General features: G+C 63.4%; 26 protein-coding genes. 21 read left to right on the forward strand and 5 right to left on the reverse strand.

Annotation, left to right across the window (positions count from 1 at the left end):
• The first annotated feature begins 23 nt into the window (after positions 1-23).
• The 9 genes from hemQ to HMPREF3157_RS00365 all read left to right on the forward strand — a co-directional run bounded on the left by hemQ (position 24) and on the right by HMPREF3157_RS00365 (position 9,263).
• On the forward strand, positions 24-719 hold the full coding sequence (gene hemQ, locus HMPREF3157_RS00325) for a hydrogen peroxide-dependent heme synthase (protein WP_016663327.1): 696 nt from the start codon (positions 24-26) through the stop codon (positions 717-719).
• The gene (locus HMPREF3157_RS00330) at positions 716-1,846 is read left to right on the forward strand and encodes a ferrochelatase (RefSeq protein WP_016663328.1); all 1,131 of its coding nucleotides are present in this window, start codon (positions 716-718) and stop codon (positions 1,844-1,846) included. Before hemQ ends, HMPREF3157_RS00330 begins: the two co-directional genes overlap by 4 nt.
• A complete protein-coding gene (gene hemC / locus HMPREF3157_RS00335; protein WP_016663329.1) occupies positions 1,843-2,787 on the forward strand; it encodes a hydroxymethylbilane synthase in 945 nt (314 codons plus the stop codon). Before HMPREF3157_RS00330 ends, hemC begins: the two co-directional genes overlap by 4 nt.
• Positions 2,784-3,539 (forward strand): uroporphyrinogen-III synthase, encoded by a 756-nt coding sequence (locus tag HMPREF3157_RS00340; RefSeq protein WP_016663330.1) that lies wholly within the window; start codon positions 2,784-2,786, stop codon positions 3,537-3,539. The genes hemC and HMPREF3157_RS00340 overlap by 4 nt, the downstream gene beginning before the upstream one ends.
• Positions 3,539-4,549, forward strand: coding sequence for a porphobilinogen synthase (gene hemB / locus HMPREF3157_RS00345; RefSeq protein ID WP_016663331.1), 1,011 nt, complete (start codon positions 3,539-3,541; stop codon positions 4,547-4,549). The genes HMPREF3157_RS00340 and hemB overlap by 1 nt, the downstream gene beginning before the upstream one ends.
• A gap of 25 nt (positions 4,550-4,574) precedes the next feature.
• A complete protein-coding gene (gene hemL / locus HMPREF3157_RS00350) occupies positions 4,575-5,861 on the forward strand; it encodes a glutamate-1-semialdehyde 2,1-aminomutase (RefSeq protein WP_016663332.1) in 1,287 nt (428 codons plus the stop codon).
• Between the two features lie 4 nt (positions 5,862-5,865).
• Positions 5,866-6,387, forward strand: coding sequence for a hypothetical protein (locus HMPREF3157_RS00355; RefSeq protein WP_016663333.1), 522 nt, complete (start codon positions 5,866-5,868; stop codon positions 6,385-6,387).
• Between the two features lie 129 nt (positions 6,388-6,516).
• Complete coding sequence (locus tag HMPREF3157_RS00360) at positions 6,517-8,643, forward strand: NlpC/P60 family protein (RefSeq protein ID WP_016663334.1); 2,127 nt, start codon at positions 6,517-6,519, stop codon at positions 8,641-8,643.
• Positions 8,643-9,263: a hypothetical protein gene (locus HMPREF3157_RS00365; protein ID WP_016663335.1), complete on the forward strand. Its 621-nt coding sequence runs from the start codon at positions 8,643-8,645 to the stop codon at positions 9,261-9,263. The genes HMPREF3157_RS00360 and HMPREF3157_RS00365 overlap by 1 nt, the downstream gene beginning before the upstream one ends.
• A gap of 6 nt (positions 9,264-9,269) precedes the next feature.
• Here HMPREF3157_RS00365 and HMPREF3157_RS00370 read toward each other — a convergent pair whose 3' ends face one another.
• The 3 genes from HMPREF3157_RS00370 to HMPREF3157_RS00380 form a co-directional block, all read right to left on the reverse strand.
• Positions 9,270-10,463 (reverse strand): glycosyltransferase, encoded by a 1,194-nt coding sequence (locus HMPREF3157_RS00370; RefSeq protein WP_246816466.1) that lies wholly within the window; start codon positions 10,461-10,463, stop codon positions 9,270-9,272.
• Positions 10,454-11,638, reverse strand: coding sequence for an NAD-dependent epimerase/dehydratase family protein (locus tag HMPREF3157_RS00375; RefSeq protein ID WP_070435200.1), 1,185 nt, complete (start codon positions 11,636-11,638; stop codon positions 10,454-10,456). The genes HMPREF3157_RS00370 and HMPREF3157_RS00375 overlap by 10 nt, the downstream gene beginning before the upstream one ends.
• Before the next feature lie 62 nt (positions 11,639-11,700).
• Positions 11,701-12,576, reverse strand: coding sequence for a serine hydrolase domain-containing protein (locus HMPREF3157_RS00380; protein WP_070435201.1), 876 nt, complete (start codon positions 12,574-12,576; stop codon positions 11,701-11,703).
• Positions 12,577-12,623: 47 nt separating this feature from the next.
• Here HMPREF3157_RS00380 and HMPREF3157_RS00385 point away from each other — a divergent pair, with 47 nt between their 5' ends.
• Genes HMPREF3157_RS00385 through HMPREF3157_RS00420 form a run of 8 tightly spaced genes read left to right on the forward strand, consistent with a single transcriptional unit; the run spans position 12,624 to position 22,201 of the window.
• A complete protein-coding gene (locus HMPREF3157_RS00385; RefSeq protein ID WP_051120598.1) occupies positions 12,624-13,373 on the forward strand; it encodes an FhaA domain-containing protein in 750 nt (249 codons plus the stop codon).
• Positions 13,374-13,380: 7 nt separating this feature from the next.
• Positions 13,381-13,896, forward strand: coding sequence for an FHA domain-containing protein FhaB/FipA (locus HMPREF3157_RS00390; protein ID WP_016663340.1), 516 nt, complete (start codon positions 13,381-13,383; stop codon positions 13,894-13,896).
• On the forward strand, positions 13,893-15,179 hold the full coding sequence (locus HMPREF3157_RS00395; protein WP_070435202.1) for a PP2C family protein-serine/threonine phosphatase: 1,287 nt from the start codon (positions 13,893-13,895) through the stop codon (positions 15,177-15,179). The genes HMPREF3157_RS00390 and HMPREF3157_RS00395 overlap by 4 nt, the downstream gene beginning before the upstream one ends.
• Complete coding sequence (locus tag HMPREF3157_RS00400) at positions 15,179-16,588, forward strand: FtsW/RodA/SpoVE family cell cycle protein (protein ID WP_070435203.1); 1,410 nt, start codon at positions 15,179-15,181, stop codon at positions 16,586-16,588. Before HMPREF3157_RS00395 ends, HMPREF3157_RS00400 begins: the two co-directional genes overlap by 1 nt.
• On the forward strand, positions 16,585-18,030 hold the full coding sequence (locus tag HMPREF3157_RS00405) for a peptidoglycan D,D-transpeptidase FtsI family protein (RefSeq protein WP_070435204.1): 1,446 nt from the start codon (positions 16,585-16,587) through the stop codon (positions 18,028-18,030). Before HMPREF3157_RS00400 ends, HMPREF3157_RS00405 begins: the two co-directional genes overlap by 4 nt.
• Before the next feature lies 1 nt (position 18,031).
• Complete coding sequence (locus HMPREF3157_RS00410) at positions 18,032-19,360, forward strand: serine/threonine-protein kinase (RefSeq protein WP_070435205.1); 1,329 nt, start codon at positions 18,032-18,034, stop codon at positions 19,358-19,360.
• Positions 19,357-21,525 (forward strand): Stk1 family PASTA domain-containing Ser/Thr kinase, encoded by a 2,169-nt coding sequence (pknB, locus tag HMPREF3157_RS00415; protein ID WP_141740563.1) that lies wholly within the window; start codon positions 19,357-19,359, stop codon positions 21,523-21,525. Before HMPREF3157_RS00410 ends, pknB begins: the two co-directional genes overlap by 4 nt.
• Positions 21,512-22,201: an anthranilate synthase component II gene (locus HMPREF3157_RS00420; protein WP_040386722.1), complete on the forward strand. Its 690-nt coding sequence runs from the start codon at positions 21,512-21,514 to the stop codon at positions 22,199-22,201. Before pknB ends, HMPREF3157_RS00420 begins: the two co-directional genes overlap by 14 nt.
• Before the next feature lie 64 nt (positions 22,202-22,265).
• On the opposite strand, the gene HMPREF3157_RS00425 is transcribed toward HMPREF3157_RS00420, so the two are convergent.
• Both HMPREF3157_RS00425 and HMPREF3157_RS00430 read right to left on the reverse strand, forming a co-directional pair.
• Positions 22,266-22,445 carry a hypothetical protein gene (locus HMPREF3157_RS00425; protein ID WP_016663347.1) on the reverse strand — a complete coding sequence of 60 codons (180 nt, stop codon included), beginning with the start codon at positions 22,443-22,445 and terminating at the stop codon, positions 22,266-22,268.
• Positions 22,445-23,140, reverse strand: coding sequence for a class E sortase (locus HMPREF3157_RS00430; protein WP_070435206.1), 696 nt, complete (start codon positions 23,138-23,140; stop codon positions 22,445-22,447). The genes HMPREF3157_RS00425 and HMPREF3157_RS00430 overlap by 1 nt, the downstream gene beginning before the upstream one ends.
• A gap of 199 nt (positions 23,141-23,339) precedes the next feature.
• On the opposite strand from HMPREF3157_RS00430, the gene HMPREF3157_RS00435 reads away from it, so the two are divergent.
• Genes HMPREF3157_RS00435 through HMPREF3157_RS00450 form a run of 4 tightly spaced genes read left to right on the forward strand, consistent with a single transcriptional unit; the run spans position 23,340 to position 26,396 of the window.
• Positions 23,340-23,651, forward strand: a complete 312-nt coding sequence (locus HMPREF3157_RS00435; RefSeq protein ID WP_083287988.1) for a cell division protein CrgA — start codon at positions 23,340-23,342, stop codon at positions 23,649-23,651.
• Between the two features lies 1 nt (position 23,652).
• A complete protein-coding gene (locus tag HMPREF3157_RS00440; RefSeq protein ID WP_070435207.1) occupies positions 23,653-24,483 on the forward strand; it encodes an SGNH/GDSL hydrolase family protein in 831 nt (276 codons plus the stop codon).
• 59 nt (positions 24,484-24,542) lie between these two features.
• Positions 24,543-25,436, forward strand: a complete 894-nt coding sequence (locus tag HMPREF3157_RS00445) for a hypothetical protein (protein WP_061211475.1) — start codon at positions 24,543-24,545, stop codon at positions 25,434-25,436.
• 33 nt (positions 25,437-25,469) lie between these two features.
• Positions 25,470-26,396, forward strand: coding sequence for a hypothetical protein (locus tag HMPREF3157_RS00450; protein ID WP_070435208.1), 927 nt, complete (start codon positions 25,470-25,472; stop codon positions 26,394-26,396).
• The last annotated feature ends 192 nt before the right edge of the window (positions 26,397-26,588 follow it).

Below are 26,588 nucleotides of genomic sequence, written 5' to 3' on the forward strand. Positions count from 1 at the left end.
CAAAACTAAGAAAGGACTCACTCATGAGCGAGGACGTCACAGAAGAAATCCGTTTCACCGCCTATTCCGTCTACCGCAAGATCGGCGGGCTGAACGATGAGGGCATCGTGAGCCCCGAACAGGTGCTCGAGGATCTCGAGCGTACCGTCGCCTCACTCGCCGGTGCAGACGTCGAGGTGCTCGGCTTCTACGATGTTTCCGGTTTCCGGGCGGAGGCCGACCTCATGGTGTGGCTCGCCTCCGAGCGCCCCGAGGCACTCCAGGAAGCCCTGCGCCTGTTCGAGAACTCGATCGCCGGCACCTACCTCGAGAAGGAATGGCAGGCGATGGGCGTGCACCGCGGCCACGAATTCTCGCGCAGCCACAAGCCCGCATTCATGGAGGCCGATAAGGAGCGCAAGGACTGGATCACCGTGTACCCGTTCGTGCGCAGCTACGACTGGTACCTCCTTGAGGAAGATGAGCGCCGCGAGATGATGAAAGAGCACGGCATGTACGGCCGCGAATACCCGAACGTGTGGGGCAACACCACCGCAGCCTTTGCGCTCGGCGACTACGAGTGGCTCCTGAGCTTTGAGGCCGACACCCTCCCGGAGCTCGTCGACATGATGCGCCACCTGCGCTACACGAAGGCACGCCTGCACGTGCGCGAAGAGCTCCCCTTCCACACGGGCCACCGCATCGCCGAGCTCGACGAGGTCGTGGAGGTGCTTCTGTGACCGAGGCGGCAGTGACCGAGAACGGCGGCGCCTACACGGCAGTGCTCTTCTCCTCGTTCGGCGGGCCCGAAAAACACGAGGACGTGATCCCGTTCCTGCGCAATGTTACGCGCGGGCGCGGCATCCCCGATGAGCGCCTCGAAGAGGTCGCGACCCACTACCGCGCGCTCGGCGGGAAGAGCCCGATCAACGAGCAAAATCGCGCCCTCATCGCGCGTCTCGAAGCAGAGTTGAAGCGCCGCCGCATCGACCTTCCCGTGTACTGGGGCAACCGCAACTGGGAGCCCTACGTCGCCGATACCGTCCGCGACATGCACAACGATGGTCACACGAAAGTCGTGGGTCTCGTGACGAGCGCGTACTCGAGCTACTCGAGTTGCCACCAGTACCACGAGGATTTCCGCAAAGCCCTCGACGAGACCGGGCTGATGGGGACGCTCGCGATCGATAAGGCCCGCGTGTACTACAACCATCCGGGATTCCTCGAGCCCGTCGTCGACGGCGTGAAGAGCGCCCTGGAGGCGCACCGCGCAAACGGACACGAGCCCGAAGCGATCGAGATCCTCTTCTCGACGCACTCGATTCCGACGACGATGGCGGATGTGTCGGGCCCGAAGAGTTCGTGGGAGAAGGGCTCGGGCGGCTGGTACGTCGCTCAGCACGAAGCAGCGATCGAGTACGTCATGGCCCGCGTGCGTGAGGATCTCGGGGCCGAGCAAACCCCCGAAAACTATCAGCTCGTTTATCAGTCGCGTTCGGGTGCGCCGCACGTGCCGTGGCTCGAGCCGGATATCAACGACGTCATCGACGAGCTCGAAGCTCGCTCCGCTGTCGTTGTCGTGCCGATCGGGTTCGTGACCGATCACGTCGAAGTCGTGTGGGACCTCGACACCGAGGCGAAGGAAACCGCCGAAAACAAGGGCCTCGCCTTTGTGCGAGTGGCGACCTCGGGCAGCGACGACCGCTTTATCGGCGCCCTCGCCGACCTCGTTCAGGAAGCTGTCACGCCCGGCTTTGAACGCCGAGCCGTGATCGACCTTCCCGGAGCGCTCGAGAACGAGAAGCGCACCGGTGACTGCGGACTCGAGTGCTGCCTCGTGCGCACCCCGGAAGGCACGTTCGCATGATGCGGCTCGGCACTCGCGCCTCCGCGCTCGCTCGCACGCAGTCCGCGTGGGTTGCGCGTCAGTTGGTAGCAGGGGGCGAGGGAGATTCCGACGGTTTCCAGCTCGTCAACGTCTCCACTCACGGGGATCGCGACCGCACGAGCCCGCTCACGCGCATCGGCGGCACCGGCGTGTTCGTCTCCGCCGTCCGCGAGGCTCTTCTTGCCGGCGAGGTCGACGTCGTCGTCCATTCGCTCAAGGACCTTCCCACGCTGCCAGCCGACGGGATCCGCCTCGCGGCGGTTCCCGTGCGAGAAAACCCCGCCGATGCTCTCCTCACTCGCGCTGGGGTTGCGAGCCTCGACGCGATCCCTCGGGGCGGCCGCGTGGGCACCGGGAGCCCGCGACGCGCAGCGCAGCTCATGCTCGCGAGGCCCGATCTCGAGGTGGTTCCGATCCGCGGCAACATCGAGACACGTATGGCGTATGCCGAGCGGGGAGAGCTCGATGCGGTTGTTCTCGCCGCGGCGGGCCTGCATAGGCTCGGGTTTGAGGACCGCATCGCCGAATCGTTTGATCCGTGGCAGTTTCTGCCCGCGCCCGCGCAGGGGGCGCTCGCGGTTGAGGTTCGCGAGGATCTCGACCGCGAAAGCGACCTCGCTCGCGCGCTCGACGCGCTCGATCACCGTCCGACCCGGTTCGCGACCATCGCCGAGCGCACTCTCTTGCGCGCGCTCGAGGCGGGGTGCTCTGCGCCGGTCGCCGCATTCGCCGAGGTCACGGACGATAATCGACTCGTTCTCAAGGCCGGGGTATACGGTCGAAACACGCATCTTGTTCGCGAAAGCCGCACGGATACACCGGTGACGGCGGCCTCGGCCGAGGCCGCGGGCAGGGCGCTTGCGGAGGACATGCTCGCCGCTGGCGCCCGAGATCTACTTGCTGAGGAGTGGCTAGCATGACAGCACCCGTTCTTGTGACGCGCCCCGAGGGGCGCGGCGCTGGCCTCGTCGCGGAGCTCAACGCTCGCGGTTTTGAGGCCGTGCATTCTCCGTTCACGGAGTTCTCGTTCGAAACGGACGCCGACCTGCGCGATGCCCTGAGCGACCTTGCCCACGGCGAGTTCGATTGGCTCCTTCTCACGTCGGTCACGACTGTCAAGGCGCTTCGAGCATTGCCCGAATGGTCGGAGCTTCCCGCCGTCCAAGAATTCAAGGCCGCCGCGGTCGGCGAAGCGACGGCAGCTGCCGCGCGCGAAGCGGGCCTCGAGGTCGAGACAATCGCACAAGGAAGCGCCGCCTCTCTCATCGATGTCTTCCCCGTCAATCAGCAGGGTGGGGACGGACTCGCTCAGCGCATCTTCTATCCCGTGAGTTCCGCTGCCGCGCCGCAGCTCGAGCTCGCGCTCCGCATGGCCGGATACGACGTCCAGCGCGAGACCGCCTACCGCCCCAAGACGATCCCGCAACCGCGCGACGTCATCGACAATCTCGCCGCAGGCGGCTTCAGCGCCGTCGTCGCGACGAGCCCCATGATCGTGCGCGCTCTCTCACAGCTCGCGATCCACGAGAGTACGAAACTCGTCGTGATCGGCAAGCCGAGCGAGGAAGCGGCGATCAGCGTGAATCTCCCGGTTGCAGCGGTCGCGAAAGATCCAAGCGATCGCGCGCTCGCTGAAGCCGTTGCCGAAGTACTGGGAAAGGACACCGAGTAATGACCGTGAAGCGCCCCTTCCATCGCCCCCGCCGCCTTCGCGCGAGCGACGCGATGCGCCGCCTTAATCGCGAGACGACCCTGCGCAGCGCCGATTTCATTCTTCCGGCATTCGTGCGCGAGGGTGCGAGCGAGACTCGCCCCATCGCGGCGATGCCCGGCGTGAGGCAGCACTCGCTCGATTCCCTCGTCACGGCCGCCCGCGAAGCCGCCGAGCTCGGTCTTGGCGGCATCATGCTGTTTGGCATCCCCGAGAAGAAGGATGCCGTCGGATCCGGCGCAACCGACCCGAACGGGATCCTGAACGTCGCTATCTCGCGCCTGCGTGACGAGCTCGGCGATTCGCTGCTGGTGATGGCCGATCTGTGCCTCGATGAATTCACGGATCACGGCCACTGCGGAGTCCTCGACCAGGATGGTGGCGTGGACAATGACGCGACGCTCGAGGTCTATCGCGAGATGGCCCTCGCTCAGGCGCGCGCGGGTGCCCACGTTGTTGCCCCCTCGGGCATGATGGATGGCCAGATTGCCGCTATCCGCGACGCGCTCGATTCGGAAGGCTTCACGAACGTCGCGATTTACGCCTACACCGCAAAGTACGCCTCCGCGTTCTACGGGCCGTTCCGCGAAGCCGTCGATTCGTCACTGACGGGCGATCGCAAGACTTACCAGCAGGATCCTGCGAACGGGCGCGAGGCGCTTCGCGAGCTCGAGCTCGACCTGGGCGAAGGCGCCGACATGATCATGGTCAAGCCCGGGCTCCCCTATCTCGACGTGCTTGCTGACGTTGCGGCTGCGAGCCCCGTTCCCGTTGGCACCTACCAGGTTTCTGGCGAGTACGCGATGATCGAGGCGGCGTGCGAGAACGGCTGGCTTGACCGAGATCGCGCAGTGCTCGAATCTCTCCTCGCGTTCAAGCGAGCGGGGGCCGCCCACGTGCTCACCTATTACGCGCCGTACGCGGCGAAGCTCCTCGCCGATCTTCCCCCTCACCTTCGCGAATTCGCCTGATCACCGCTCAAAATAGGAGGTCTTGATGCCCACGAACGCCGAACTCTTCGCCCGCGCGCAGCACGTCATTCCCGGCGGGGTGAATTCGCCCGTGCGCGCCTTCGGGAGCGTGGGCGGCACTCCCCCGTACCTCGTGAGTGGCAACGGTGCGCTCCTCACGGACGCTGAGGGAAACGAATACGTGGACCTCGTGGGCTCGTGGGGGCCCATGATTCTCGGCCATGCCGAGGCGACCGTCGTGAACGCCGTCACTGGAGCCGCGGCGCACTCGCTGAGCTTCGGCGCTCCACACGAGGGCGAGATTCGCCTTGCCGAACTCGTGATTGACCGCGTCCCCGCGGTCGAAAAGCTTCGCATGGTGAACTCGGGAACCGAGGCAACCATGAGCGCACTGCGACTTGCGCGCGGTTTCACGGGGCGCGATCTCATTGTGAAGTTCGCGGGCTGCTACCACGGCCACGTCGATTCGCTGCTCGCGGAGGCAGGTTCGGGCGTTGCCACGTTCTCACTGCCGGGTTCTGCGGGGGTCACGGATCCGACGGCTGCCGAAACTCTCGTGCTTCCCTACGGCGACCGCGAGGCGGTGCGCGAAGCGTTCGCCGAACACGGAGAGAACATCGCCGCGGTGATCACCGAGGGAGCCCCGTGCAACATGGGCGTCATCGACCCGGGCGACTTCAATGCATTCCTCCTCGATGAGGCGCACGCGGCCGATGCGCTCCTCATTGTCGACGAGGTCCTGACCGGCTTTCGCGCGAGCGCGACGGGCGCCCACGGGATCGATGGCGTCGTGCCGGATCTCGTGACCTTCGGCAAGGTCATCGGCGGTGGCATGCCGGTAGGCGCCTTCGGCGGCCGGGCTGACATTATGGAACGCCTCTCCCCCCTCGGCCCCGTCTATCAAGCGGGCACTCTCTCGGGTAACCCCCTCGCAACCGCCGCGGGCATCGCGACGTTGAGCCAGCTCGATGACGCGCTTTACGCGCAGCTCAACGATTCGGCAACAACCCTCATTTCTGCATTCGACGACGCGCTGAGCACAGAAGGCGTGCCGCACTCGATCAACCGCTTCGGCACCCTCTTCTCCGTGTTCTTCACCGATCGCGACGTGCGCTGCTATGAGGACGCAAAGTCCCAGGACACCGATGTCTTCGCTCGGTTCTTCCACGCGATGCTCGCCCAGGGCATCTACATGCCGCCGAGCGCGTTTGAGGCGTATTTCGTCTCTAGGGCCCACACTCCCGATATCCTTGAACGCATCATCGCCGCATTGCCCGCCGCAGCAAAGGCAGCGGCCTCACCGAAGGGATGACCTCATGAGCGAGTCGCAGGACTGGAACGCCCAAGGCTACGGTGCCGACGCGTTCGCGGCTTTCCCGCCGAACCTCGACACCGACGCCGAAGGCGCGGCTTTCCTCGCCCGCCTCGGTCTGCTTGGCGCCCTCGCGGGCGTCCTCGCAGGGCTTGCCGCCTCGCAAATCACGTGGTGGCTTTCGCTCGGACTTTTCGTCGCATGGGTGATTGGCGCGCTCGTTGCGGGATGCATCGCGGGCATCGCCGCAAAGAAACACCGCGCGGGAGTGGGGTACCCAGCAGACGGCGAGGCGTGGCTGCGCACATTCGCGCGCACGTTCATGATCGTCGGCATCGTCCTTGGCGTAGCCACCGTCGGGGTTGCCGTGGCGCTCACGCTCGCGCTGCAACCGGAGACCGAGCCCGCAACGCGAAACTACACCCCAGCGATCCTGCTCGGCATCGTGTCAATCCTCGCGGTCGCGGGAATGCGCTGGATCGCAACCACGCGCCCAACCTGGCTGCTGTACGGCACGAAGAAGTAGCGCGCACCCCTCTTCGCCTTTCGTTTATTACGATTTCACTACGATTTGCTCCAGAAGGACCCCTTCATACCGGAAACGCGCAGCGGTGACCTAGCATAAAGACGTTTCCTATCCCCTAAGCGAGGTCCCGTGTACCCCCTCTCCTCTCTTACCGGCCGACGCATCTCGGCAGCCCTCCTCGCCGCCGGCGTCACCTTCACCCCGCTCGCCGTGCAGGCTTCTCCCTCCGATCCAGCCGACGAACCGACCCTCTCGACGACCGAGGCCCCCACGCCGACCCCCTCGGAACCGGCCTCCTCTGAAACCCCTGTTGAGGAAACCCCGGCCGATCAAACTCCCGGCACGGAGGCTCCCAGCGAAAACAACACCGACGCGCCGCTCGAGGCCCCTACATCCACGGACGATACCCCGGCCCCTGCGCCTCGCGAATCGGCACCCGCACCACGCGACTCCACAACCACCTCCGTGGAGGAATCCACCACCGATGCGCCCGCAGAGAAGCCCGCGCCGAGCATCCAAACGTTCAGCGCGACCCCCGAACGCACGCCACGCTTCGCCATCGTCGGCGCGATGCGCGGCTATTGGGACGAGACCGGAGGCGCGGATTCTTGGATTGGTAACCCCACGTCCAACGAGCAAAAACTCAACGGCGGTGGCTACGTCCAGCACTTCGAGAATGCCGACCTCTACTGGTCCCCGGGCAACGGTGGAGCACACGCCGTCAACCGCGGCGGCGCCTTCGAAACGTTCTGGAAGCGCAGCGGCCATACCCGCGGATGGCTCGGATACCCGTCGACCGATGAGATCCGAGTGCCCGGCGGCGTTACGCAAAAATTCACAGGGGGAACCCTGTACTTCGACTTCGCCACGAAGAATGTGTGGGTAACCAAGGGCGGCATCGGTGGCCACTACGACTCACTGGGTGGGGCGAACAGTTGGCTTGGCCTGCCCACGGGGAACGAAACCAAGACTCGAGGCGGCTATTATCAGCGCTTCCAAAACGGCCACGTGTACTACTCGGGGCGCCCAGGTGCGCATGCCATTTCCCGCAAGGGTGCAATTTTCGGCATTTGGGCCCGGCACGGTTACGAACGTGGTGAACTTGGCTTCCCCACGTCGGAGGAGTACTCGGTACGCGGCGGCCGCGCGCAGAACTTCCAAAACGGCACGATCTATTGGAACTCCCGCAACGGCATCACCGAGGTCACCAAGCATGCCATCCACGCAAACTACGTAAGCCTGGGTGGGCCGAAGAGCGCCTTTGGGTTGCCTCGCACCGGTGAAATCACCCTCAACAATGGAGTCGTTATCCAGTACTTCGAGAACGGGCAGATGTACTGGCATCCGCGCACGGGCGCCTACGGCGTCCATTCGGGCATGCTCAACCAGTACGCCAAGCGCGGCTTTGAGCGGGGCTTCCTCGGTCTTCCCATCTCGAACGAGTACACCTACAAGGGGCAGTTCCGCCAAAACTTCGAGAACGGAGTTCTGTACTGGACGCGTTCGAATGGGACAGGGGTCGTGGGCTGGGAGCCCGCGAATCCCTACTACTTCGGCCCCACGAATAATCCCACGACCTCTCGCGGCGGGCACAACCTCACCAAGGGCTGGAACGGCGTTCGCGTAGCCGCTGTCCAAAAACGCCTCGGGATCTACTCAAATGGCCACAGTGCAACGATGAACGCGAAAACGATCCGAGCCGTCAAGTCTTGGCAGCGCAAGCGAGGTCTGCCCGTAACCGGTGTCGTGGATAAGCGCACGTGGGATTCGCTAGGCACTGGCGTGAGCTGGTACGCGGATGGCTTCACTGTGAAACCCAAGGTAGGAATCACTGCAAGCCGTCAAGAGCGCATCGACACCATGGTGAATTTTGCGCGTTCGCAGGTAGGCTCGCCCTACACTTGGGGCGGTGCCGGCGGCTACAAACTAGGCTACGACTGCTCAGGCATCGCTATCCAGGCAATGAATGCCGCCGGTCTCGAGACGGGGGTAACGCCCGAACAACATGCCGGTGCAAACTGGCTCTCGACGCACTACTTCTACAACTCCAAGAAGTTCCGCAAGGTGCCAATCTCGCAGATTCAGCGCGGCGACTGGATCTTCTACCGAGACTCCGGCGGCACCATCCGTCACATGACGATGTATCTGGGCAATGGTCAGATGCTGCATTCCTGGGGTCCTGGCGTTCACATTCGCTCGTACACCCGGAACCTTCCCGGTCGCAACGCTGACCCGTACGTTCTGAGGCCCTTCTAGTGCAACAGGTGACTCGCCGGGTCGTGTGTGCAACGGCCGCCCTGCTCGTAAGCGCGTGCGCAGCGTGCTCGGGCGGCTCCGCACCCGAACCGGATTCGCGTTCCGAAAGCGCCACGGCAACACAAAGCGCTACGACTATCCCCGAAGAGGGGCGCGTGAGCGAATCCGAAGCGTCGCCGGGTGACGGATACGTGCCCTCAAAAGCTGACCCAGACGGAAAGTTTGACGAGTCACTCTTCACGCCCGAGGCCGCGAGCCTGCCCGGCTCTCGCACACAGGACACCCCTGAAATGTGGGAGACCTACGCGACAGCCGGGGCGCGCAGGTATGAGGAAGATTCCGCAGCCCGCGGTACCTTCCCGGAAGGGGTGCTCGACTTGCACAAAGATCCGACGGGTGATGGCTCGGCATATATGAAGGCCTTCGGCGAGGTCATTTCCGATGTCGAGACGAGCGCCGATCGCGCCGCGGCAAATCCACACGACGCCGAGGCGGCGATCGTTAACCGCTATGAGGGTTCGGTGCTGATCCGCGTCCTCCACGATGAATCCGGTGAGAGCTACGTGGTTGCCCAAAGCACCGATACGCAGCACGTCATCACCTACGCGGCCAAGATCTAATCCCCTCTACTCGCCCCGGATAGCACGTCGGTAAAGGCTCACAAAGTCCTCGCTCGCGGCTGCCCACGAATGCTTTTCGGCTTCGGCCCGTGCCGCCGCTGCGACGCGCAAGCGAAGCTCTTTCCCGCTCGTGCGTGCGAGGGCATCGAGAATCTGCTCAAGCTCATTTTCGTCGCCAAAGAGGAACCCCGTGTCGCCATCAACAATTTGCTCCATCGTCGGGCCTGAGCGTGCGGCGAGCGGCGGCAGGCCCGAGGCCATCGCCTCCAGTAGCACGAGGCCAAGCGTCTCGGTCACGGAGGGGAATATGAACAGGTCGTGCTCGCGGTAGGTCTGCGCGAGCTTCTCGCCGCGGAGAACTCCTGCGAAACGCGTGCGGGTCCCGCGAAAGTCGCGTTCGAGGTTGGCGCGCTGTGGCCCATCGCCCACGAGCGTGAGCTCTAGATCATCGCGGCGGTGCATGAGGGGCACGAGTCGGGTGAGGTCTTTTTCGGCCGCAAGCCGCCCGACGAAAAGCAGCCGCAACCTGGAATCTTGGTTGTCGCAAGGCAAAGCGGCCGTCGGGCTATCACCGGGGTGGAAGAGGCGCGTGTCCACTGCCCTGCGCACGACGTGCACGTGCTCGAGCCCGAGTGCACGAGCCTCGCTGCGCATGGCCTCGCTCGTGACGGCATTGATCTGGGCATCGCGGTGCATGCGGCGGGTTGCGCGCGCGATGAGTGGTGCGCTCCACGCCCATGCGCGGTAGCGCGAAGGATAGGCGGGAAGATTCGTGTGGTAGCTCGCGACGAGAGGAATGCGGTGTCTGCGGGCGGCGCGAACGGCCGCGCGTCCCAGCAGGATCGGCTGAGCGGCGTGAATGACGTCGGGGCGAAACTCCCGCACCACTCGCTCGGTCATGCGGTGCACCGAGGGTGTGGGGAGCGACCAGGGCCGACTCGGGTAAAAGGGCACGCGCACGGTTGAGGCGCCGTGAATGGGGGCGCCAGGGCTCCGGCGTGAGTTCTTGGGGTCCGACGCTGCCTCGTATTCGTCGATGCCGAGCCCCGGCGCGATGATCTCCACCTCGTGCCCCTCGCTAAGGAGATGATCGACGAGGTGGCTCAGGCGCGTGACGACCCCGTCGACGCTCGGCACGAACGTCTCGGTCACGAGGAGCACGCGCATCCGGCCGCGGGCGGCGGAGTCTGCTAGCGCCACGTCACGCTCGGGAGGATCAGCTCGTTCCTCACACGCCCCGCATGTGTGCGGGCCACCTCGAGAATCTCGGCGAGCACACCCTCCGTAAGAAGGTGCGGCTCAAGGCCGAGGTCAATGAGGCGAGTGTTGACCGCGTTGTAGTAGTGGTTGTACTTCTCGACGCGCGGGTTCTCGACGTGATTGATCTGAGCATCGATCCCGAGCGTCGAGGCTGCTGCGACGACTTTGACGGCGAGTTCCTCGACGCTAAAGGACTCGGTGAACTGGTTGAACACGCGGAACTCTCCAGGCTGCGCGGGGTTCGTGCACGCGAGTTCGATGCACCGCACGGTGTCCTCGATATTGAGGTACGCACGTGTTTGGGAGCCTTCCCCGTACACCGTGAGGGGGTGGCCGACGGCTGCCTGAATGAGGAAGCGATTGAGCGCCGTGCCGTACACCGCGTCATAGTCGAAGCGATTTACGAGGCGGGGGTCCATGCGGGTCTCATTCGTGTGGAGCCCGTAGACGATGCCCTGGTTGAGGTCGGTCGCGGCGATATTCCAGATCTTGCACGCGAACATGATGTTGTCGCTGTCGTGCACCTTGGAGAGGTGGTAGAAGCTGCCCGGTTGCTTCGGAAACGGCAGGCGGTCCTTGCGGCCGCGATGCTCGATCTCGATGAAGCCTTCTTCGATGTCAATGTTGGGCTGGCCGTATTCGCCCATCGTCCCGAGCTTCACGAGGTGACATTCGGGAGCGTAGTCGCGGATCGCCCAGAGCACGTTGAGCGTCCCCTCGACGTTCGTGCGCTGCGTGTAAATGGCGTGCTCACGGTCGATCATCGAGTACGGGGCGCTTCGTTGTTCGGCGAAGTGCACGAAGGCCTCGGGTTGCACGTCGGTGACGACTGCGCTCAGAAACTCGTAGTCGCTAAGATCGCCGATCCGAACGTCGATACGTGCGCCCGAGACTTCCTCCCATGCGGCGACTCGCTGCTCGAGAGGGAGAATCGGGGTCACTGAGTTCGAGCCGAGTTCGTCATCGATGTCGCGACGCACAAGGGAGTCAATAATCGTGACCTCGTGCCCCTGCTTCGAGAGGTACAGCGCCGTAGGCCAGCCGCAAAAACCGTCACCGCCCGCGACAATAATGCGGAGCCCTCGGTCCCTAGCCTCGTTGATGGCCTGCTGCATTGCTCGTCCTCTCGCCTCGTGTCGTCACTCCACAATAGTGACCTAATGAACACTATTGCTGTTCAGGAACGAGCTCGCGCCGCGCGAACGAGGGTGTCGTTGAGAGCGGGCCACACGCCGGCGTGCTCCTCGCCAAACGGCTTCGACGACAAAAATGCCGCGCTGAGCCCACCCGGGATCGCTTCCGGGTCAACCCAGAGGAACGACCCCGACTGCCCGAAGTGCCCGAACGTGCGGGCCGAGTTGAGCGCGCCCGTCCAGTGCGGCTCCTTCTTCCCCTTGATCTCCACACCCAGACCCCAGTCATTCGGGCTTTGGCGGCCGTAACCGGGAAGCACACCGGAAAGGCCCGGGAAATGGGGGCGATGCGCTGATTCGGCGAGCTCGGAAGAAATGAGCGTGGGAGTCAAGAACTCCCGGCCAAGTACAAGAAGATCCTCGATGCTTGCGCGGTAATCTTTGGCGGGCGAGCCGGCTACCTCGACGGTCTCCATCCCGAGCGGCTCCGTCACGCTCTCGCACACCCACCGGTCAAAATCCGTTCCGACCGCGCGCGCGACGACGCGCCCGAGCTGCTCGATCCCCGCATTCGTGTACATGCGGCGCTTTCCCGGCGCGGCAAGGAACTCCCCGCCCTCGAACGCGTAACCGGCGGCGTGGGCGAGCAGGTGTTCGACAGTGCAGCCCTGCGGAGTCTCTTCACCTGCAGCGTCATCAAGGGCAAGGGCTCCGCGATCGATTGCGACGAGCGCGGCGTACGTCGCGATCAGCTTCGAGACACTCGCGAGCGGGAACACTCGGTCAAGATCCCCGTACGCGGTGATTAAGCGACCGTCGGAACTGATGAGGCCAACGGCCGAATCAAAACTCAAGGACGAAAGAAGCGGCTCAAGAGACTCCGGATCAACGTGGGCGGGATTCGCGTGCACATCACTCATACACCAATCCTCCACCACATCATTACATCTGAACGAATCGTGCGTGCATGACACGCGATAGACTCGCGGCGTACGACGTTTACCCAAGGAGACCCACGTTGAGTTTTCTCGACCGAATCGAGCGCAGCCTCGACCGCGGAGTGTCGAACGTGTTCTCGCGCGGCGGCAGCATCAAGCCACTCGACCTCGCCCAAGGGCTTAAGCGCGAATGCGACGATCAGATTCAGGTCCTCGACCGCGCCCGCACGCTCGCACCCAACACGTACTCCGTGTACCTCAACTCGGTGGATTACGAACGGTTCGCCTCGTGGGAGGACACCCTCGTTGATGAACTCCAGCGGATCCTCGTCGATCACGCCGATCAGCAGAAATACCTGTTTGTGGGGAACGTAACCGTCGCACTCAAGCGCGACGATGACGTCAAGGCCGGGCGCTTCGAAACCGAATCGAGCACCGAGCGCTCCTCGCTCGCACCGGCGACGACGGGCGGCGAAAACTTCCAGCCGATCCTCGAAATCGACGGCCAGCAGTACCTCCTCACGGGCCGCGTCACCGTGATCGGCCGCGGCGGCGATAGCGACATCATCCTCGACGACACGGGCGTGAGCCGCCACCACCTTGAACTTCGCGTTGACGGCACATCGATGACCGCAACGGACCTCGGCTCCACGAACGGCACCTTCGTGAACGGCGAGCGCATTACGACCCCCACCGGGCTCCCCGACGGCGCGACGATCCGCATCGGGCGCACGCGTCTCACCGTCATTTTGCCTACGGGCGCGCCCTCCGAGTGGTGAGGTCCGCGTGAGCGAGCTAACCCTCATCGTCCTGCGCTTCGGTTTCGTCGTTGCGCTGTGGCTTTTCGTGATCGTTGCGCTCCTCGTCCTGCGCAATGACCTCTTCGGAACCACGGTCATCACGCGCGGCGGAAGCGGGCGAAAAGCAGGCGCCGAGAGACGCACGGTGAGCGACCCTTCCGCTCTCCAGCAGGGTCAAAAAACCACCGATCCGAACGCCGTTCAAACCCAGCTGGTCGTCACCGCAGGCCCCCTTCGCGGCACCACGATCCGCCTCGCGGCCTCGCCGATCCTCATCGGCCGCGCCCCGGAATGCACCCTCGTGCTTTCCGACGAATACGCCTCTAACCGCCACGCGCGCGTATTCCCTCACGACGGCGAGTGGTACGTCGAGGACCTGGGCTCAACTAACGGCACGACCCTCGCTGGCAAGCCCCTCGAAGGAGCCTCCGCTCCCTTCAAGCCAGGCGCCGCCATCACGATCGGCAACACTCAGATTGAATTGAGGCGAGGCCCCCGATGACCATCGCGTTGCGCTACGCAGCGAAAACAGACGTCGGGCTCGTACGCTCGAACAACCAGGACTCCGGTTACGCCGGCTCCCACCTCCTCGTCGTCGCCGACGGGATGGGAGGCCACGCCGGTGGCGACGTCGCCAGCTCAGTCGCCGTGAGCACGCTTTCGGAGCTCGAAACCGACGCACCTGGAACCGACATCGTCGCCGCACTCGAGGGCGCCGTCCTTGACGCAAACGATGCCATCCTGCGGCGCGCTCGCGAAGAACCCCTTCTCGCGGGCCTCGGCACGACCGTCACCGCGCTCTTGCGCGCGGGCAATAAGTTCGCGCTCGTCCACATCGGTGACTCGCGCGCCTACCTTGTGCGCGAAGGCACGTGCACCCAGGTCACGAAAGACCACACGTTCGTGCAACGCCTCATCGACGAAGGGCGCCTCACCCCGGAAGAAGCCGAACGCCACCCGCAGCGCTCCATGATCATGCGCGTCCTCGGTGATGTCGACGCCGATCCCGAACTCGACCTGAGCCTCAAACCAGCCGTTCCAGGCGACCGCTGGATGCTGTGCTCCGATGGTCTCTCGGGGCTCGTCTCGTTCGAAACCATCAGCGACGTCCTCTCGAGCATCGACGACCCCGATGAATGCGCCGAGCACCTCGTCGAACTCGCCCTCAAGGCGGGCGGCCCCGACAACATCACGTGTGTCATCGCCGACGTCATCGACATCGACGACCTTCACAAGGGCGATCCCGGCCCGTCGAGCGGAAGCATCGTCGTTGGTGCCGCCGCGCGCGACCGCCATCGCCCCACGGCCGCGACGGGACCCGCCGCACGGGCCGCCGCGCTCACGCGCGAAGAGGTGCCGTACGAAGACGAAGACTACGAAGAGGAACCCCCGCGGCGCTCGAACTGGCCGGTGGCGGCGCTCTTCACCCTCATCGCCGCATTTCTCGTCGGTGGTGCCTGGTTCGCCTACAACTGGACGCAAGATCAGTACTACGTCGGCACCAACGGCTCACAGGTCGTCATCTACAAGGGCATCGCGCAGGACCTCGGCCCCCTCTCGCTCTCCCACGAAGAGGCCGTCACCGACGTGGTCCTCAGCGACCTTCAACCCGTGACCCAAACCCAGGTCACAAACACCATCAGCGCAAAGAACAGAGACGACGCCGACCGCATCGTCGCGCAGCTCGCGGCGGAGGGGCGCCTCTCGAAAGACCCGCAGGCCGGCGCAAGCGATAGTGGCGGCGGGGCCGAAACCGGCCAGGCTCCCTCGGACGGCGGGCGCTAATGGCGACGGTCATCAGCTACCAGGCACGAACACGGCGCATCTTGCACCTTGTTCTGATTCTGGCTGCCTTCGCGATCGGTCTCGGCGCGAACGTCCTCGTCGACCTCGGGCGCAATGAACAGATCGCCACATCAACCTGGTGGCAGATTGGCGGGCTCGGTGTCGGGGCGCTCATCGTGTACATCGTTGCGGCAGCGCGCATCTCGTATGCCGATCCGCTGCTCCTGCCCACCGCTCTCCTGATCAACCTCATCGGCCTCGCCACGATCAAGAGCGTGGATCTCGTCTACGAGAAATACACGTCCTGGGGGCATGGCTTCGCCTCGCGCCAGGTCATGTGGACGGCGCTCGGCCTCGCGTGCGTCGTCGCCGTTCTCATGCTCATGAGAGATCACCGTCAGCTCCGTCGCTACACCTGGATCACGGGTGCCGTCGGACTCCTATTCTTGCTCCTGCCGCTTGCCCCCGGCATCGGTGCCGCCAACTATGGCGCACGAATTTGGATCCGGATCGCGGGCTATTCATTCCAGCCCGCCGAAGTCGCGAAAATCCTCTTCGCGATGTTCTTCGCCGGCTTCCTCGTCTCGAGGCGCGACACGCTCGCTCTCGCGGGACCGCGCGTCCTTGGCATTACCCTGCCCCGCTGGTCGGATCTCGGCCCGCTCCTGTTCGCGTGGGCCGGCGCGACCGCCGTCCTCGTCTTCCAAAATGACCTCGGCACGTCCCTGTTGTTCTTCGGGCTCTTCGTCGTCATGCTGTACACCGCAACGGACCGCCTGAGCTGGTTCATCATCGGCGCCCTCATGTTCGCGCCCCCGGGAATCTACTACGTGCTCAAGCTCGGTCACGTGCAGCGCCGCTTCGAGTGCTGGCTCGACCCCATGAGCAGCGGAAACTTCAGCAACTGCGGGCAGATTAACAACGGGATCTTCGGCATCGCGAACGGCGGCCTGTTCGGCGTCGGCCTCGGCGAAGGCCGCCAGGACACCGTCCCGTTCGCGCAGTCCGACTTCATTTTCGCGTCAGTCGCCGAGGAGCTTGGGCTCGTGGGCGTGTTCGCGCTTCTCGCGCTCTACGCAATCATCGTGCAGCGCGGGCTACGCTCAGCGGTCGGGATTTCCGACGGTTACGGAAAACTCATCGCGGCCGGCCTCTCATTCACTCTTGGCCTTCAAACGTTCATCGTCGTGGGCGGCGTGACGCGCGTGATCCCCCTGACCGGCCTCACGCTTCCCTTCATGGCCGCGGGTGGCTCAAGCCTCGTGGCCAACTGGATCATCGTGGGGCTCCTCATGAAACTGAGCGACGCCGCACGAAGACCCGCGGCACGCAGCCTCGGCGAAACCGAAAAGCACATCGCGGCCGATCAACGCGCGCCGCACGCGATGAGTGCGGAGGTCACAGCATGAACAAACCGCTTCGCCACGTCTCGCTCGTGCTCACCGTATTGTTCCTCTTCCTCTTCGGCTCCACCACCTATTTCCAGGTCATCAAAGCGGAAGAACTCAACGCGAACGGCCGCAACGCGCGCACGATCTACAACGAATTTGGGCGGCCGCGCGGGCCGATCGTCGTCGACGGCGTTGCCGTAGCCTCCAGCACGAAAGTCAACAACCGCTACGGGCTCAAGCGTGAATACGCTGAGCCGGGCCTGTACGCACCCGTCACGGGCTACTACAGCGTCGTGTACGGCTTCGGCGGCATGGAAAAAGCCATGAACGAAGAGCTTTCGGGCAAGGCCGATTCTCTCTTCTACGACCGCCTCATGACCGTACTTTCGGGCCACGACCCCCAGGGCGCGCAAGTCGAACTCACGATCAATGCGAAGGCGCAAAAGGCCGCCTACGACGCCCTCGGCGACCACCGCGGCGCAGCCGTCGCAATCGACCCCGATACAGGAGCGATTCTCGCGATGGTCTCGACCCCGAGCTACGATCCGAACGCCCTGGCTTCACACGATTCGAAGTCTGTCCGCAAGGCGTGGTCCAAACTCAATGACGACCCAAATAAGCCTCTGAATAACAGGGCGATTGCGGGTAACCTCTACCCGCCGGGCTCGACGTTTAAGCTCCTCGTCGCCGCGGCAGCGCTCGAATCCGGCAGCTACACTCCCGAATCGGAAATTCCCGGGCCCGGAAGCTATCAGCTCCCGAACTCGTCCACGTCGATGTCGAACCACCCGAACGGCGATACTTCCCCGTGCGGCCCGAACGACGTGTCGAGCTTGCAGTCGGCGCTCCAGCAAAGCTGCAATACCTCGTTCGCGATGCTCGGCGTCCAGCTCGGCGAAGACGCTCTGAAGAAAAAGGCCGAGGAATACGGATTTGGCACGAGAATGCAGATCCCGCTTTCGGTGACTCCTTCGTCGATGGCCTCCGATATGGACGATGCCCAACTCGCCCTGAGCTCGATCGGGCAATACGAGGACAAAGTAACTCCGCTCCAAATGGCGATGATGGCGGGCTCGTTCGCCAACGACGGCATCGTCATGGAACCCCAGCTCGTCAAGTCTGTTCGCACGGGCGACCTCAAAGAGGTCAAGGCACTCGCTCCGCGCGAGAAGAGCCAGCCGCTGTCCGCCGCTCACGCCGCGCAGATGCGGCAAATGATGGAAGCAACGGTGACGGATGGAACGGCAAAGCGCGCTCAGATCGACGGCGCCGAGGTCGGCGGGAAAACCGGAACGGCGCAGTGGGCGAAAGGGAAAAAGCCGCACTCGTGGTTCGTTGGCTATGCCATGAAGGGCGATAAGAAGGTGGCGGTGGCCGTTGTCGTCGAGGAGGGTGGCTACGGAAGCGCCGTTGCCACCCCCATCGCGCGAGACCTCATGAAGGCAGTGATCGAGGAATAGCATGAAAACACGTAAAGGACTCGTTCTCGAAGGACGCTACGAACTCACTCGCCTCATTGCCACGGGTGGCATGGGCCAGGTCTGGGAAGGCAAGGACCAGGAGCTCGACCGCCCCGTTGCCGTCAAGGTTCTGCGCGAAGAGTTCGCGGGCGAAGAGGGCTACCTCAAGCGTTTCCGCGCCGAGGCGCGCCATACCGCCGCGCTCGCGCACGACGCGATCGCCGGCCTCTATGACTACGGAGAGCTTGACGGGCGCGCCTATATCGTCATGGAGCTCGTGAAGGGCCGCCCTCTCTCCGACATCATCGAAGAAAACCCAGACGGCCTCGACGAAGATCGCGTGATCGCCGTGCTCAAGGAACTCGCGAAAGCGCTGGATGCCGCGCACGTCAAAGGCGTCGTCCACCGCGACGTCAAGCCGGAGAACGTTCTCGTGGACGACACGAACGACTGGGCGCTCAAGATCACCGACTTCGGGATTGCCCGCTCCAACGACCAGGCGAAGCTCACGAAGACCGGTCTGGTCATGGGCACCGCCCAATACCTGTCTCCCGAGCAGGCCATGGGCAAGCAAGCTACGAGTCTTTCCGACATTTACGCGCTCGGCATCGTCGCCTACGAAATGCTGACCGGTTCACGCCCATTCACGGGCACGAGCCAAGTCGAGATTGCGATGGCCCAGGTTAAGGAGGCGCCACCGGAGCTTCCCGAGCGCATCAACCCGGACCTGCGCCGTCTCGTCATGATGATGCTCGCGAAAGCGCCCGCCAATCGCCCTAGGTCGGCAGCGGTTGTCGCCCGCATTCTCGATTCGATCGAACGAGGCGAGGAGCCCCGGTTCGGGACGAGCAGCGTGCGCGCCTCTGGCGGGCGTTCCGATGCCTCCGCCTCCGCCTCCAAGCGCGACGGCGGCCATTCGAGCCGCAAAATCACCTCGAAAGCCAACTCGCGCACGGCGAACCCGATTTCGCCCACTGGAACCCGAACGGCGGCGATGCCGCTCGCGGGCGTCGGCTCAAAGCCGGTCACCATCAGGTCCTCGTCAACGGCAGCGTCGGCACCGAGCGCGCGTTCGGCGGCGAGCGCTAACTCTGCGAGTAGCGCAAGTCGTGATCACAGGGCAGCAGCGCGGCGCGGAACATCCACGGGACAGAGTGTCGGTAGGGTCAGCTTGCCACTTCTGATCGTGATCGCCGTCGTTGCGATCGCCATTATTGTGGCGATTCTCGTGGCAACCGGAACGGTATCCCTTGGTGCGAGCACACACTCATTAGAATGGACGGGCGCTGATGTGAGCGCACTCTTGAGGAAGGCTACGGTGGCATCGTGAGCGAAGACCGCATGTTACTCAGTAACCGCTACGAGATTGGGCGTCTCCTTGGGCGTGGCGGCATGGCTGAGGTGTATCTTGCGCGCGACACGCGCTTGCATCGCACGGTCGCCCTCAAAGTGTTGCGCTCGGACCTCGCGCGCGATCCCCACTTCCAGGAACGCTTCCGCCGTGAGGCACAGTCGGCCGCGGGTCTCAACCACCCCACGATCGTGGGCGTCTACGACACTGGCGAGGACCACCGCACTGAGCCCACGGGCGAAGAGGTGACGATCCCCTACATCGTCATGGAGTACGTCGAGGGCGACACGCTTCGATCGTTCATCTCGGCGGAAAACCCCATGAGCGAGCAACGCGCGTGCGCGATTATGGGGGGTGTGCTGGGCGCCCTCCAGTACTCACATAACGCGGGAATCGTTCACCGGGACATCAAGCCCGGCAACATCATGATCACGAAGAACAACGAGGTCAAGGTCATGGACTTCGGTATCGCACGCGCGGTATCCGAAGCGACCGCGGCCATGACCCAGACGCAAGCCGTCATGGGCACTGCACAGTACCTCTCGCCGGAGCAGGCGCGTGGCCAGCAGGTGGATGCGCGCAGCGATGTGTACTCCGCGGCAGTTGTTCTCTACGAGCTCCTCACGGGTCGCCCGCCCTTCACGGGCGACTCGCCGGTGTCGATCGCGTACCAGCATGTGCGCGAAACTCCGGTGGTCCCCTCGACCTACAACCCGAACATCAGCAAATTCATGGATGCCGTCGTGCTCCACGGCCTCGCGAAGGACCGCGAGGTGCGGTATCAAAGCGCCTCTGATTTCGCGAAGGATATTAGCGACGCTGCGGCGGGCCGCGAGCCGCGGATTCTTGGCACCCTTGCCGCAGGCGCTGCGGGCCCCGCTAGTGCCGAAGCGGCAACCCAGGTGCTGAGCCCCACGGAGTTTGAGAACACGACGGCGTTCCAGGACCAGGAAACCCAGGTCATTCCCACGCATACGGCTCCGATGGCCCCGTCCGCTCCTGCAGGCGCGGCGGAAGCGTCGCCCACGCCGCAGGGGCCGAGAAGCGCGCTCGATGAGATTGCGCCGGAAGAGGAAAAGAAACGCCACGTGGGCGCGTGGGTCGCCGGATTGATCCTCCTGCTGCTTATTGTGGCGGGCGCCGCGTGGTGGTTCATCGCGCAGCAGAATCGCGAGCCCGAACAGGTGAGCGTACCGTCGGTCGTGGGCATGGCGGAAGACGATGCGAAGCGCACCCTTACCGAAGCAGGGCTCACCCCGAAGTTCACTGAAAAGGCGAGCACAGAGGTTGACGAAGGGCTCGTCATCTCAACCGATCCTGAAGCAAAGGCCCAGGTCGTCAAGGGCTCTACCGTCAACGTTGTAGTCTCGAGCGGCCCGGACTCCGCCAGCGTGCCTAAGCTCGAAGGGCTCACGAAGGATGAGGCACAGAAGGCTCTCGAGGACGCCGGCTTCACGATGACCGTTGCCGGCACCGAAGATTCAACCGAGTTCGATAAGGATGTTGTGATCCGTTCCGAGCCGGGCGACGGCGCGAGCGCCCCGCAAGGCAGCGCCGTTAAAGTCTGGATTTCGAGCGGTCAGCTCACCGTCCCGAGCGTGGTTGGGTTCACTCAGGCCGACGCCGAACAGGCTCTCAAGGATGCCGGGTTCGAGGTCACCGTGGCGAGCCGCGAGGCAAAGGATGGGGAAACCGTCGGCACCGTTCTCGAACAGACGCCCGCCGACGGCACCGCAATGAAGGGCTCGACCGTGCGCCTCGTCGTCGCGGCTGAAGCCGGCCCCGTGACCATTCCGAATGTCGTGGGTCAAACTCTCGAGGAAGCGCGCACACGCTTGAGCGTCCCTGAGCTTAATCTCGGCACGCAGGTGCAGGAGGAGTTCTCCCCGACTGTTGAAAAGGGCCGGGTGATCCGCACGAATCCGGAGGTCAACTCCGAGGTAAAGTCCGGGTCGAGCGTCACGATCATCGTGTCGAAGGGCCCTGAGCCCACGCCTACCCCCACGCCGACCGCGACGACAACCCCCGCCGCGCCTTCGGTCACTCCGGTCGACGGTGAAGGAAACGGCAATGGCAACGGCAACGGAAATGGCAATGGAAATGGAGCCGGCAACGGGCGAGGCCGCGGCAATGGCGGCAACTGACCCCACCGGCACCTCGTGCCGCATCCTCGTGGTCGATAACTACGATTCGTTCGTGTACACGATCATCGGGTATCTCGAGCAGATGGGTGCCGAGTGCATAGTTGTCCGCAACGACGCAGTATCTGAAACCTCGTCCGGCGTCCCCGATCTTTCGGGATTTGACGGCGTTCTCATCTCCCCAGGTCCTGGCAACCCCCTCACCGCCGGGCGAAGCCTCGACGTGATCGGTGAATGTGCCCGCACGTCGACTCCTATGTTTGGGGTATGCCTCGGGCTTCAGTGTCTCGGCCATTACTTCGGGGCGACCGTGACGCATGCGCCGCAGCTCATGCACGGCAAGACAAGCCTCATCCACCACGAAGGCCAAGGGCCGTTTGCGTCGCTGCCCTCACCGTTTCAGGCGACCCGCTACCACTCGCTCGCTGTCGTGCCCGACACGGTCGACGAGGCAGTTCTCGAGATCACGGCTCGCGCCGACGACGGCAGCATCCAGGGGCTTTCACACAGGAGCCTCCCGCTCCACAGTGTCCAGTTCCACCCGGAGAGCGTGCTTACTAACGGCGGGCACACGATCCTCGCGCACTTCCTCGAACTCGCAGAAGGTCGAGACGGAACGGGGGCTGGCGAGCGAGCCCGCACTCTCGCGCCGCTGCTCACCTCTGCGGCCCCTCACTGAGGGGGAGGAAAGGGAGGTAGACCCCGTAAAGCAGGGACTGCCTATGCCGTTGTCGACGCCGCGGCTACAGGGCGCCGAGCGCTGAAATCGTACCCTGGTTGACCTGGTTAAACGGCATGTACGGTGCGATCACGGGGAACACCCACCCGAAGAGCAGCACGACAATCGCCGCGAACACGATCAAAAGCACCAAGACCTTGACCCACCACGGGCCAGGAATAATCCGGTAGAGCCAGCCGTACATTACTTCTTAACCTCCGCGAGCTCTTTCGGGATTCCCTTGCTGCGATCAACCCAGTGGTCATACTTCGCGTACGTGATGTACCGCTCCGCAACCGAATACATGGGGTGGCACGCCGTCATGGTGAGCATCCGTTCCGTTGGCTCCTCCCCCGGCTTATTCGGAACCGGGGCGATCACCTGCACATCGTTCGGCTTCACAATTTCCGATCCCGTTACGTAGTACACGTAATAGGCCTTCGGCCCCTCAACGATGACCGGGTCACCGGGCTGAAGCCGCGCGATGTCGTGCAGTGGACGCCCGTATGTCGAACGGTGGCCCGCAAACGCGAAGTTCCCCACTTCACCCGGGAGGGCTGTGTCGGGGTAGTGCCCGTTGCCGATCACGTTAAGGACCTTCTCCATGCTCACGCCCTCGGCCATGGGAGACGTGGCCTTATCGAACTTCGGCACGTGGAGCTCGCCCCACACCTCGTTTTCTTTGACATTCTCGATCTTCGGCGGTTCGCCCTTTTCGGGGGGTGCGATCTTCTTCGGCGCGGGCCCGCCCCACTTCGACTGGAGCTCCTGGATGATGACGGCATGCTCGCGGTCAGCAATAACATCCGTCCACCACAGCTGCCACACAACAAAAAGAAGGAGGAAAGCTCCGACGGTAATCAACAGTTCGCCGAGCACACCAATAATGCTCGAGACCACGCTCCGTTTACGCTCGGGCGCTCGCCTATGGCGGGAAGAAGGCACAATGTCTCCGATTCGGCAGGGGGTTAATCGGCGGGCGTCGGAATAACACCAACCTATTCCTTCGCGCACTGTACCCTAATATATGCCGTTGCCGGCACCGCACCCACCCCTCGGGGCGGCCCGGCGCATCCGTGACCGTTGTGAAAGGTACCCCATGGCCAAGAAAGTTCGGCGTTCCTCGACCATCCCCACCCAGAAGAACCAGCCTGCACGGGATCGAGTGACTCGCGCCGAGGCCGAAACCCGCCGCTCGCGCCGCGCTCAAGAAAGCGCCGCGGAAGCCTACAAGCCAAGCCCAGCCTGGCTGGTGCCCACCGCCGTCACTCTCCTCATCCTCGGAATCCTATACATGGTCGTGTACTACATTTCGAGCGCCCAGTTCCCGCTCCCCATTGGCGACTGGAACCTCGCCGTTGGCATCGGCATCCTTCTCGCGGGCGGCGGGCTCCTGACCTTCTGGAGGTAGCATGAGCAGTGTCCCAACCACCCCCCTTCACCCGTGGCGGCGATTCGTCGCCATCGGTGACTCATTCACGGAAGGCATCGGTGATCCCGATCCGCACGTGCCCGGAGGGGTTCGCGGTTGGGCAGATCGCGTCGCCGAAGAGCTCGGGCGCACGTGCCCCGATTTCGCCTACGCGAACCTCGCGATCCGCGGCCGGCTCTACAAACAAATCATCGAGGAGCAGCTCGAGCCGGCGATCGACCTCAAGCCGGATCTCGTGAGCTTCTTTGCGGGAGGCAACGACGTGATCCGGCGCGGCGATCCCGACGAGATCGCTTCCGAAATCGACGTCGCCGTCGCGCGCCTCGCTGAAACAGGCACCGACATCATCCTGTGGACCGGGCCCGACGTCGGCAACACCCCCGTTCTCAACCTCATCCGTGGGCGCTCCGCGATCTACAACGAAAACATGCGCACGATCGCCAAACGATACAACGCGTTCGTCGTAGACCTGTGGGCTGCGCGCCAGCTTGTTCACGAAAGCATGTGGGCCGAGGACCGCCTGCATTTTTCACCTCTTGGGCACCACACGATTGCGCGCGAAGTCCTCGCCGTTCTCGATGTCCCGAACAGCCTCCGCGAATTTACGCCCCACGACCCGCCGCAGCGCACGTGGCGCCAGGCAGCAGAAAAGGACCTCGTGTGGGCGCGCGATCACCTCGGCCCCTGGGTCATGCGGCGTATCCGCGGCGAAAGCTCGGGAGATGCCGTGCATCCTAAACGCCCCGAAGCCTCCCCCGTCTTCGGCGAAGGTATGCCGCCTGGTTCGGCTTCACGGGAAGGCGAAGAATAAGACCATGGTTGTGCGATAGGGTGCAGTCGCGCCCGTCCCTTTACACGCAAGGTCTCCCCATGACGACGACTCAGTCGAACCCCCTGAGAAAGTTCGCTGCGCTCTTAGTGATTCCTTTTCTCCTCCTCATCGCCGGTTGCGGGGACCTCAAAGCAACCATGACAGTAGAAAGCGCCGACAAAGTTGTCCTCGAAGGCGTTGCTCGGGGGTACAGTTCGGTGCTTGAAAAATACGGCATGAAACCCGCGGATGTTTGTACCTCGAAAGATACGACGGGTGCTGGTGGACCAGCCTTCGAAGGCACACTCAAGACCAAGCTGACCGAAACAGGCGACATCTTCGAGTGCGAATTCACCAGTACGATAGAGGATCCCGAACAGCTCAAGCAGATCCTCACTTACGACAAGGACTCGAACACCTACACACTGAAGGGGATCATGCCTGCCCCTGAAATCGCCGAGCGGCTCTCTCTCGGCGCCTTCATGACTAGCGTCACCATCGTCATGCCAGGCAAGGTTACTGAATCGAACGTCGGCAGGATCAGCGGCAACAAGGTTCAAATCAGCAGTATCGAGAGTTTTCTCTCGGACTACGAGATCAAGTCCGAGGGCCCCGGGTTCCCGTGGCTCATTGTCGTCATCATTATCGCGGTGGCACTTGCGCTCCTCTTCTTTGCGGCTCTCGCCATCACGGCTCTCATTGTCATCGCTCGCAAAAGGAAAAAGAGCCCTGCCGCAAACGCCCAAACGTTTCAAAACGGCTCATCTACGCAACAAAGTAGGCCAGGCCAGCAGCCCGAGATACGCGAGCCAAACTACCGAAGTCCCGAAGGCGCCGATTCTCGACATTACAAAGGTCAGGCCAGTATCGATAGCGACCCCCAAGCCCCGGTTCCGCAGGCCGCTGAAGTACCCACAGATTTGTCCACCACATTCCGGATTCCACGAAAGTAGAGGTTCCTTGTGACAGCACCAAAGGCCAATCCTTTGAAGAAGATCGCAGCGTTGATGCTCATCCCGTTCATGCTCGTCGTTGCGGGCTGCGGCAAGCTCGACGCGACGGTCACCATCGAGAGCCCCGAAAAGATCACCCTCGAGGGTGTCGTCTCAATAAAGAAATCCTCGCTCGAGGAAATCGGCATGACCCCCTCTCAGTTCTGCGGCGATGAAGCTCTTGAGGAATTTACTGGCGAGACCAAGCCAGATCTCAAGCTAGAGGAGAAAGACGACGAGGTCGTGTGCACTTTCTCTGGCCAAACGGATGAAAAAAACCCCATGGGCGATGCCTTGAAGTACGACAAGGAATCGGACACCTACACCTACAAGGAAGCTTCCAAAGGGTCGTTTGGCGACCAGGCGGCGGCTGCCGGCTTCAAGGTTGATTTCACCTTCGTTTTCCCCGGCAAGGTCACCGAATCGAGCGTCGGCAAGATCGACGGCAACAAGGTCCACATCACCGACACGAAAGAATACTTCTCAGACATCAACATCAAGGCCGAGGGCAGCAGCTTCCCCTGGCTCATCGTCATCATCGTGGTCGTTGTTGTTCTTCTCCTTGTCCTTGCGGCGGTTGTCATCGGCGCCCTCGTGTTCATGAAGCGCAAGAAGAAGTCCGGTGCCGGCGACGCACACTTCCAGCAGCAGGGATCCTTCCAGAGCTCGACCCACGGAGGCGCGCAGCCGCAGGGGCAGCAGGCACAGCCGGGTGCCCAGCCGAGCTTCGGCCAGCACCCCTCGCAGGGCTCCTCGAACGCTCCCCAGCCGCCGAGCTACCAGGCTCCCCAGCAGGGCAGCTACGAAGCACCGCAGCAGGGGCAGCAGCCGCCTCACCAGGGATTCCAGGAGAACCCGTTCGGCGGCCCTGGCAATCAGGGCCCCCAGGACAACCCCGGCCATACCTTCGGTAAGCAGTAACCCCTCCGCGCCCTGAGCGCATCGCAGCCGAGGGCTCGTGACTAGACTCACGGGCCCTCGGCTCGCACTTCGGGCCGTACCGGAGTAAAGTAATACAAGTCAGTTCGAGAGAACAGGCAAAAAGCGCCCGTAGCTTAACGGATAGAGCATCTGACTACGGATCAGAAGGTTGGGGGTTCGAATCCCTCCGGG

This window comes from Dermabacter sp. HMSC06F07, assembly GCF_001807345.1.
Lineage (GTDB): Bacteria > Actinomycetota > Actinomycetes > Actinomycetales > Dermabacteraceae > Dermabacter > Dermabacter hominis.

What these genes read in the sequence shown, in the direction of transcription:
- HMPREF3157_RS00385 (WP_051120598.1), top strand. Translation starts at nt 12,624, where the DNA reads ATGACACGCGATAGACTCGCGGCGTACGACGTTTACCCAAGGAGACCC.
- HMPREF3157_RS00435 (WP_083287988.1), top strand. Translation starts at nt 23,340, where the DNA reads ATGGCCAAGAAAGTTCGGCGTTCCTCGACCATCCCCACCCAGAAGAAC.
- HMPREF3157_RS00420 (WP_040386722.1), top strand. Translation starts at nt 21,512, where the DNA reads ATGGCGGCAACTGACCCCACCGGCACCTCGTGCCGCATCCTCGTGGTC.
- HMPREF3157_RS00410 (WP_070435205.1), top strand. Translation starts at nt 18,032, where the DNA reads ATGAAAACACGTAAAGGACTCGTTCTCGAAGGACGCTACGAACTCACT.
- hemB (WP_016663331.1), top strand. Translation starts at nt 3,539, where the DNA reads ATGACCGTGAAGCGCCCCTTCCATCGCCCCCGCCGCCTTCGCGCGAGC.
- HMPREF3157_RS00405 (WP_070435204.1), top strand. Translation starts at nt 16,585, where the DNA reads ATGAACAAACCGCTTCGCCACGTCTCGCTCGTGCTCACCGTATTGTTC.
- HMPREF3157_RS00355 (WP_016663333.1), top strand. Translation starts at nt 5,866, where the DNA reads ATGAGCGAGTCGCAGGACTGGAACGCCCAAGGCTACGGTGCCGACGCG.
- HMPREF3157_RS00375 (WP_070435200.1), bottom strand. Translation starts at nt 11,638, where the DNA reads ATGCAGCAGGCCATCAACGAGGCTAGGGACCGAGGGCTCCGCATTATT.
- hemQ (WP_016663327.1), top strand. Translation starts at nt 24, where the DNA reads ATGAGCGAGGACGTCACAGAAGAAATCCGTTTCACCGCCTATTCCGTC.
- hemL (WP_016663332.1), top strand. Translation starts at nt 4,575, where the DNA reads ATGCCCACGAACGCCGAACTCTTCGCCCGCGCGCAGCACGTCATTCCC.
- HMPREF3157_RS00445 (WP_061211475.1), top strand. Translation starts at nt 24,543, where the DNA reads ATGACGACGACTCAGTCGAACCCCCTGAGAAAGTTCGCTGCGCTCTTA.
- HMPREF3157_RS00400 (WP_070435203.1), top strand. Translation starts at nt 15,179, where the DNA reads ATGGCGACGGTCATCAGCTACCAGGCACGAACACGGCGCATCTTGCAC.
- HMPREF3157_RS00440 (WP_070435207.1), top strand. Translation starts at nt 23,653, where the DNA reads ATGAGCAGTGTCCCAACCACCCCCCTTCACCCGTGGCGGCGATTCGTC.
- HMPREF3157_RS00395 (WP_070435202.1), top strand. Translation starts at nt 13,893, where the DNA reads ATGACCATCGCGTTGCGCTACGCAGCGAAAACAGACGTCGGGCTCGTA.
- HMPREF3157_RS00340 (WP_016663330.1), top strand. Translation starts at nt 2,784, where the DNA reads ATGACAGCACCCGTTCTTGTGACGCGCCCCGAGGGGCGCGGCGCTGGC.
- HMPREF3157_RS00380 (WP_070435201.1), bottom strand. Translation starts at nt 12,576, where the DNA reads ATGAGTGATGTGCACGCGAATCCCGCCCACGTTGATCCGGAGTCTCTT.
- HMPREF3157_RS00425 (WP_016663347.1), bottom strand. Translation starts at nt 22,445, where the DNA reads ATGTACGGCTGGCTCTACCGGATTATTCCTGGCCCGTGGTGGGTCAAG.
- hemC (WP_016663329.1), top strand. Translation starts at nt 1,843, where the DNA reads ATGATGCGGCTCGGCACTCGCGCCTCCGCGCTCGCTCGCACGCAGTCC.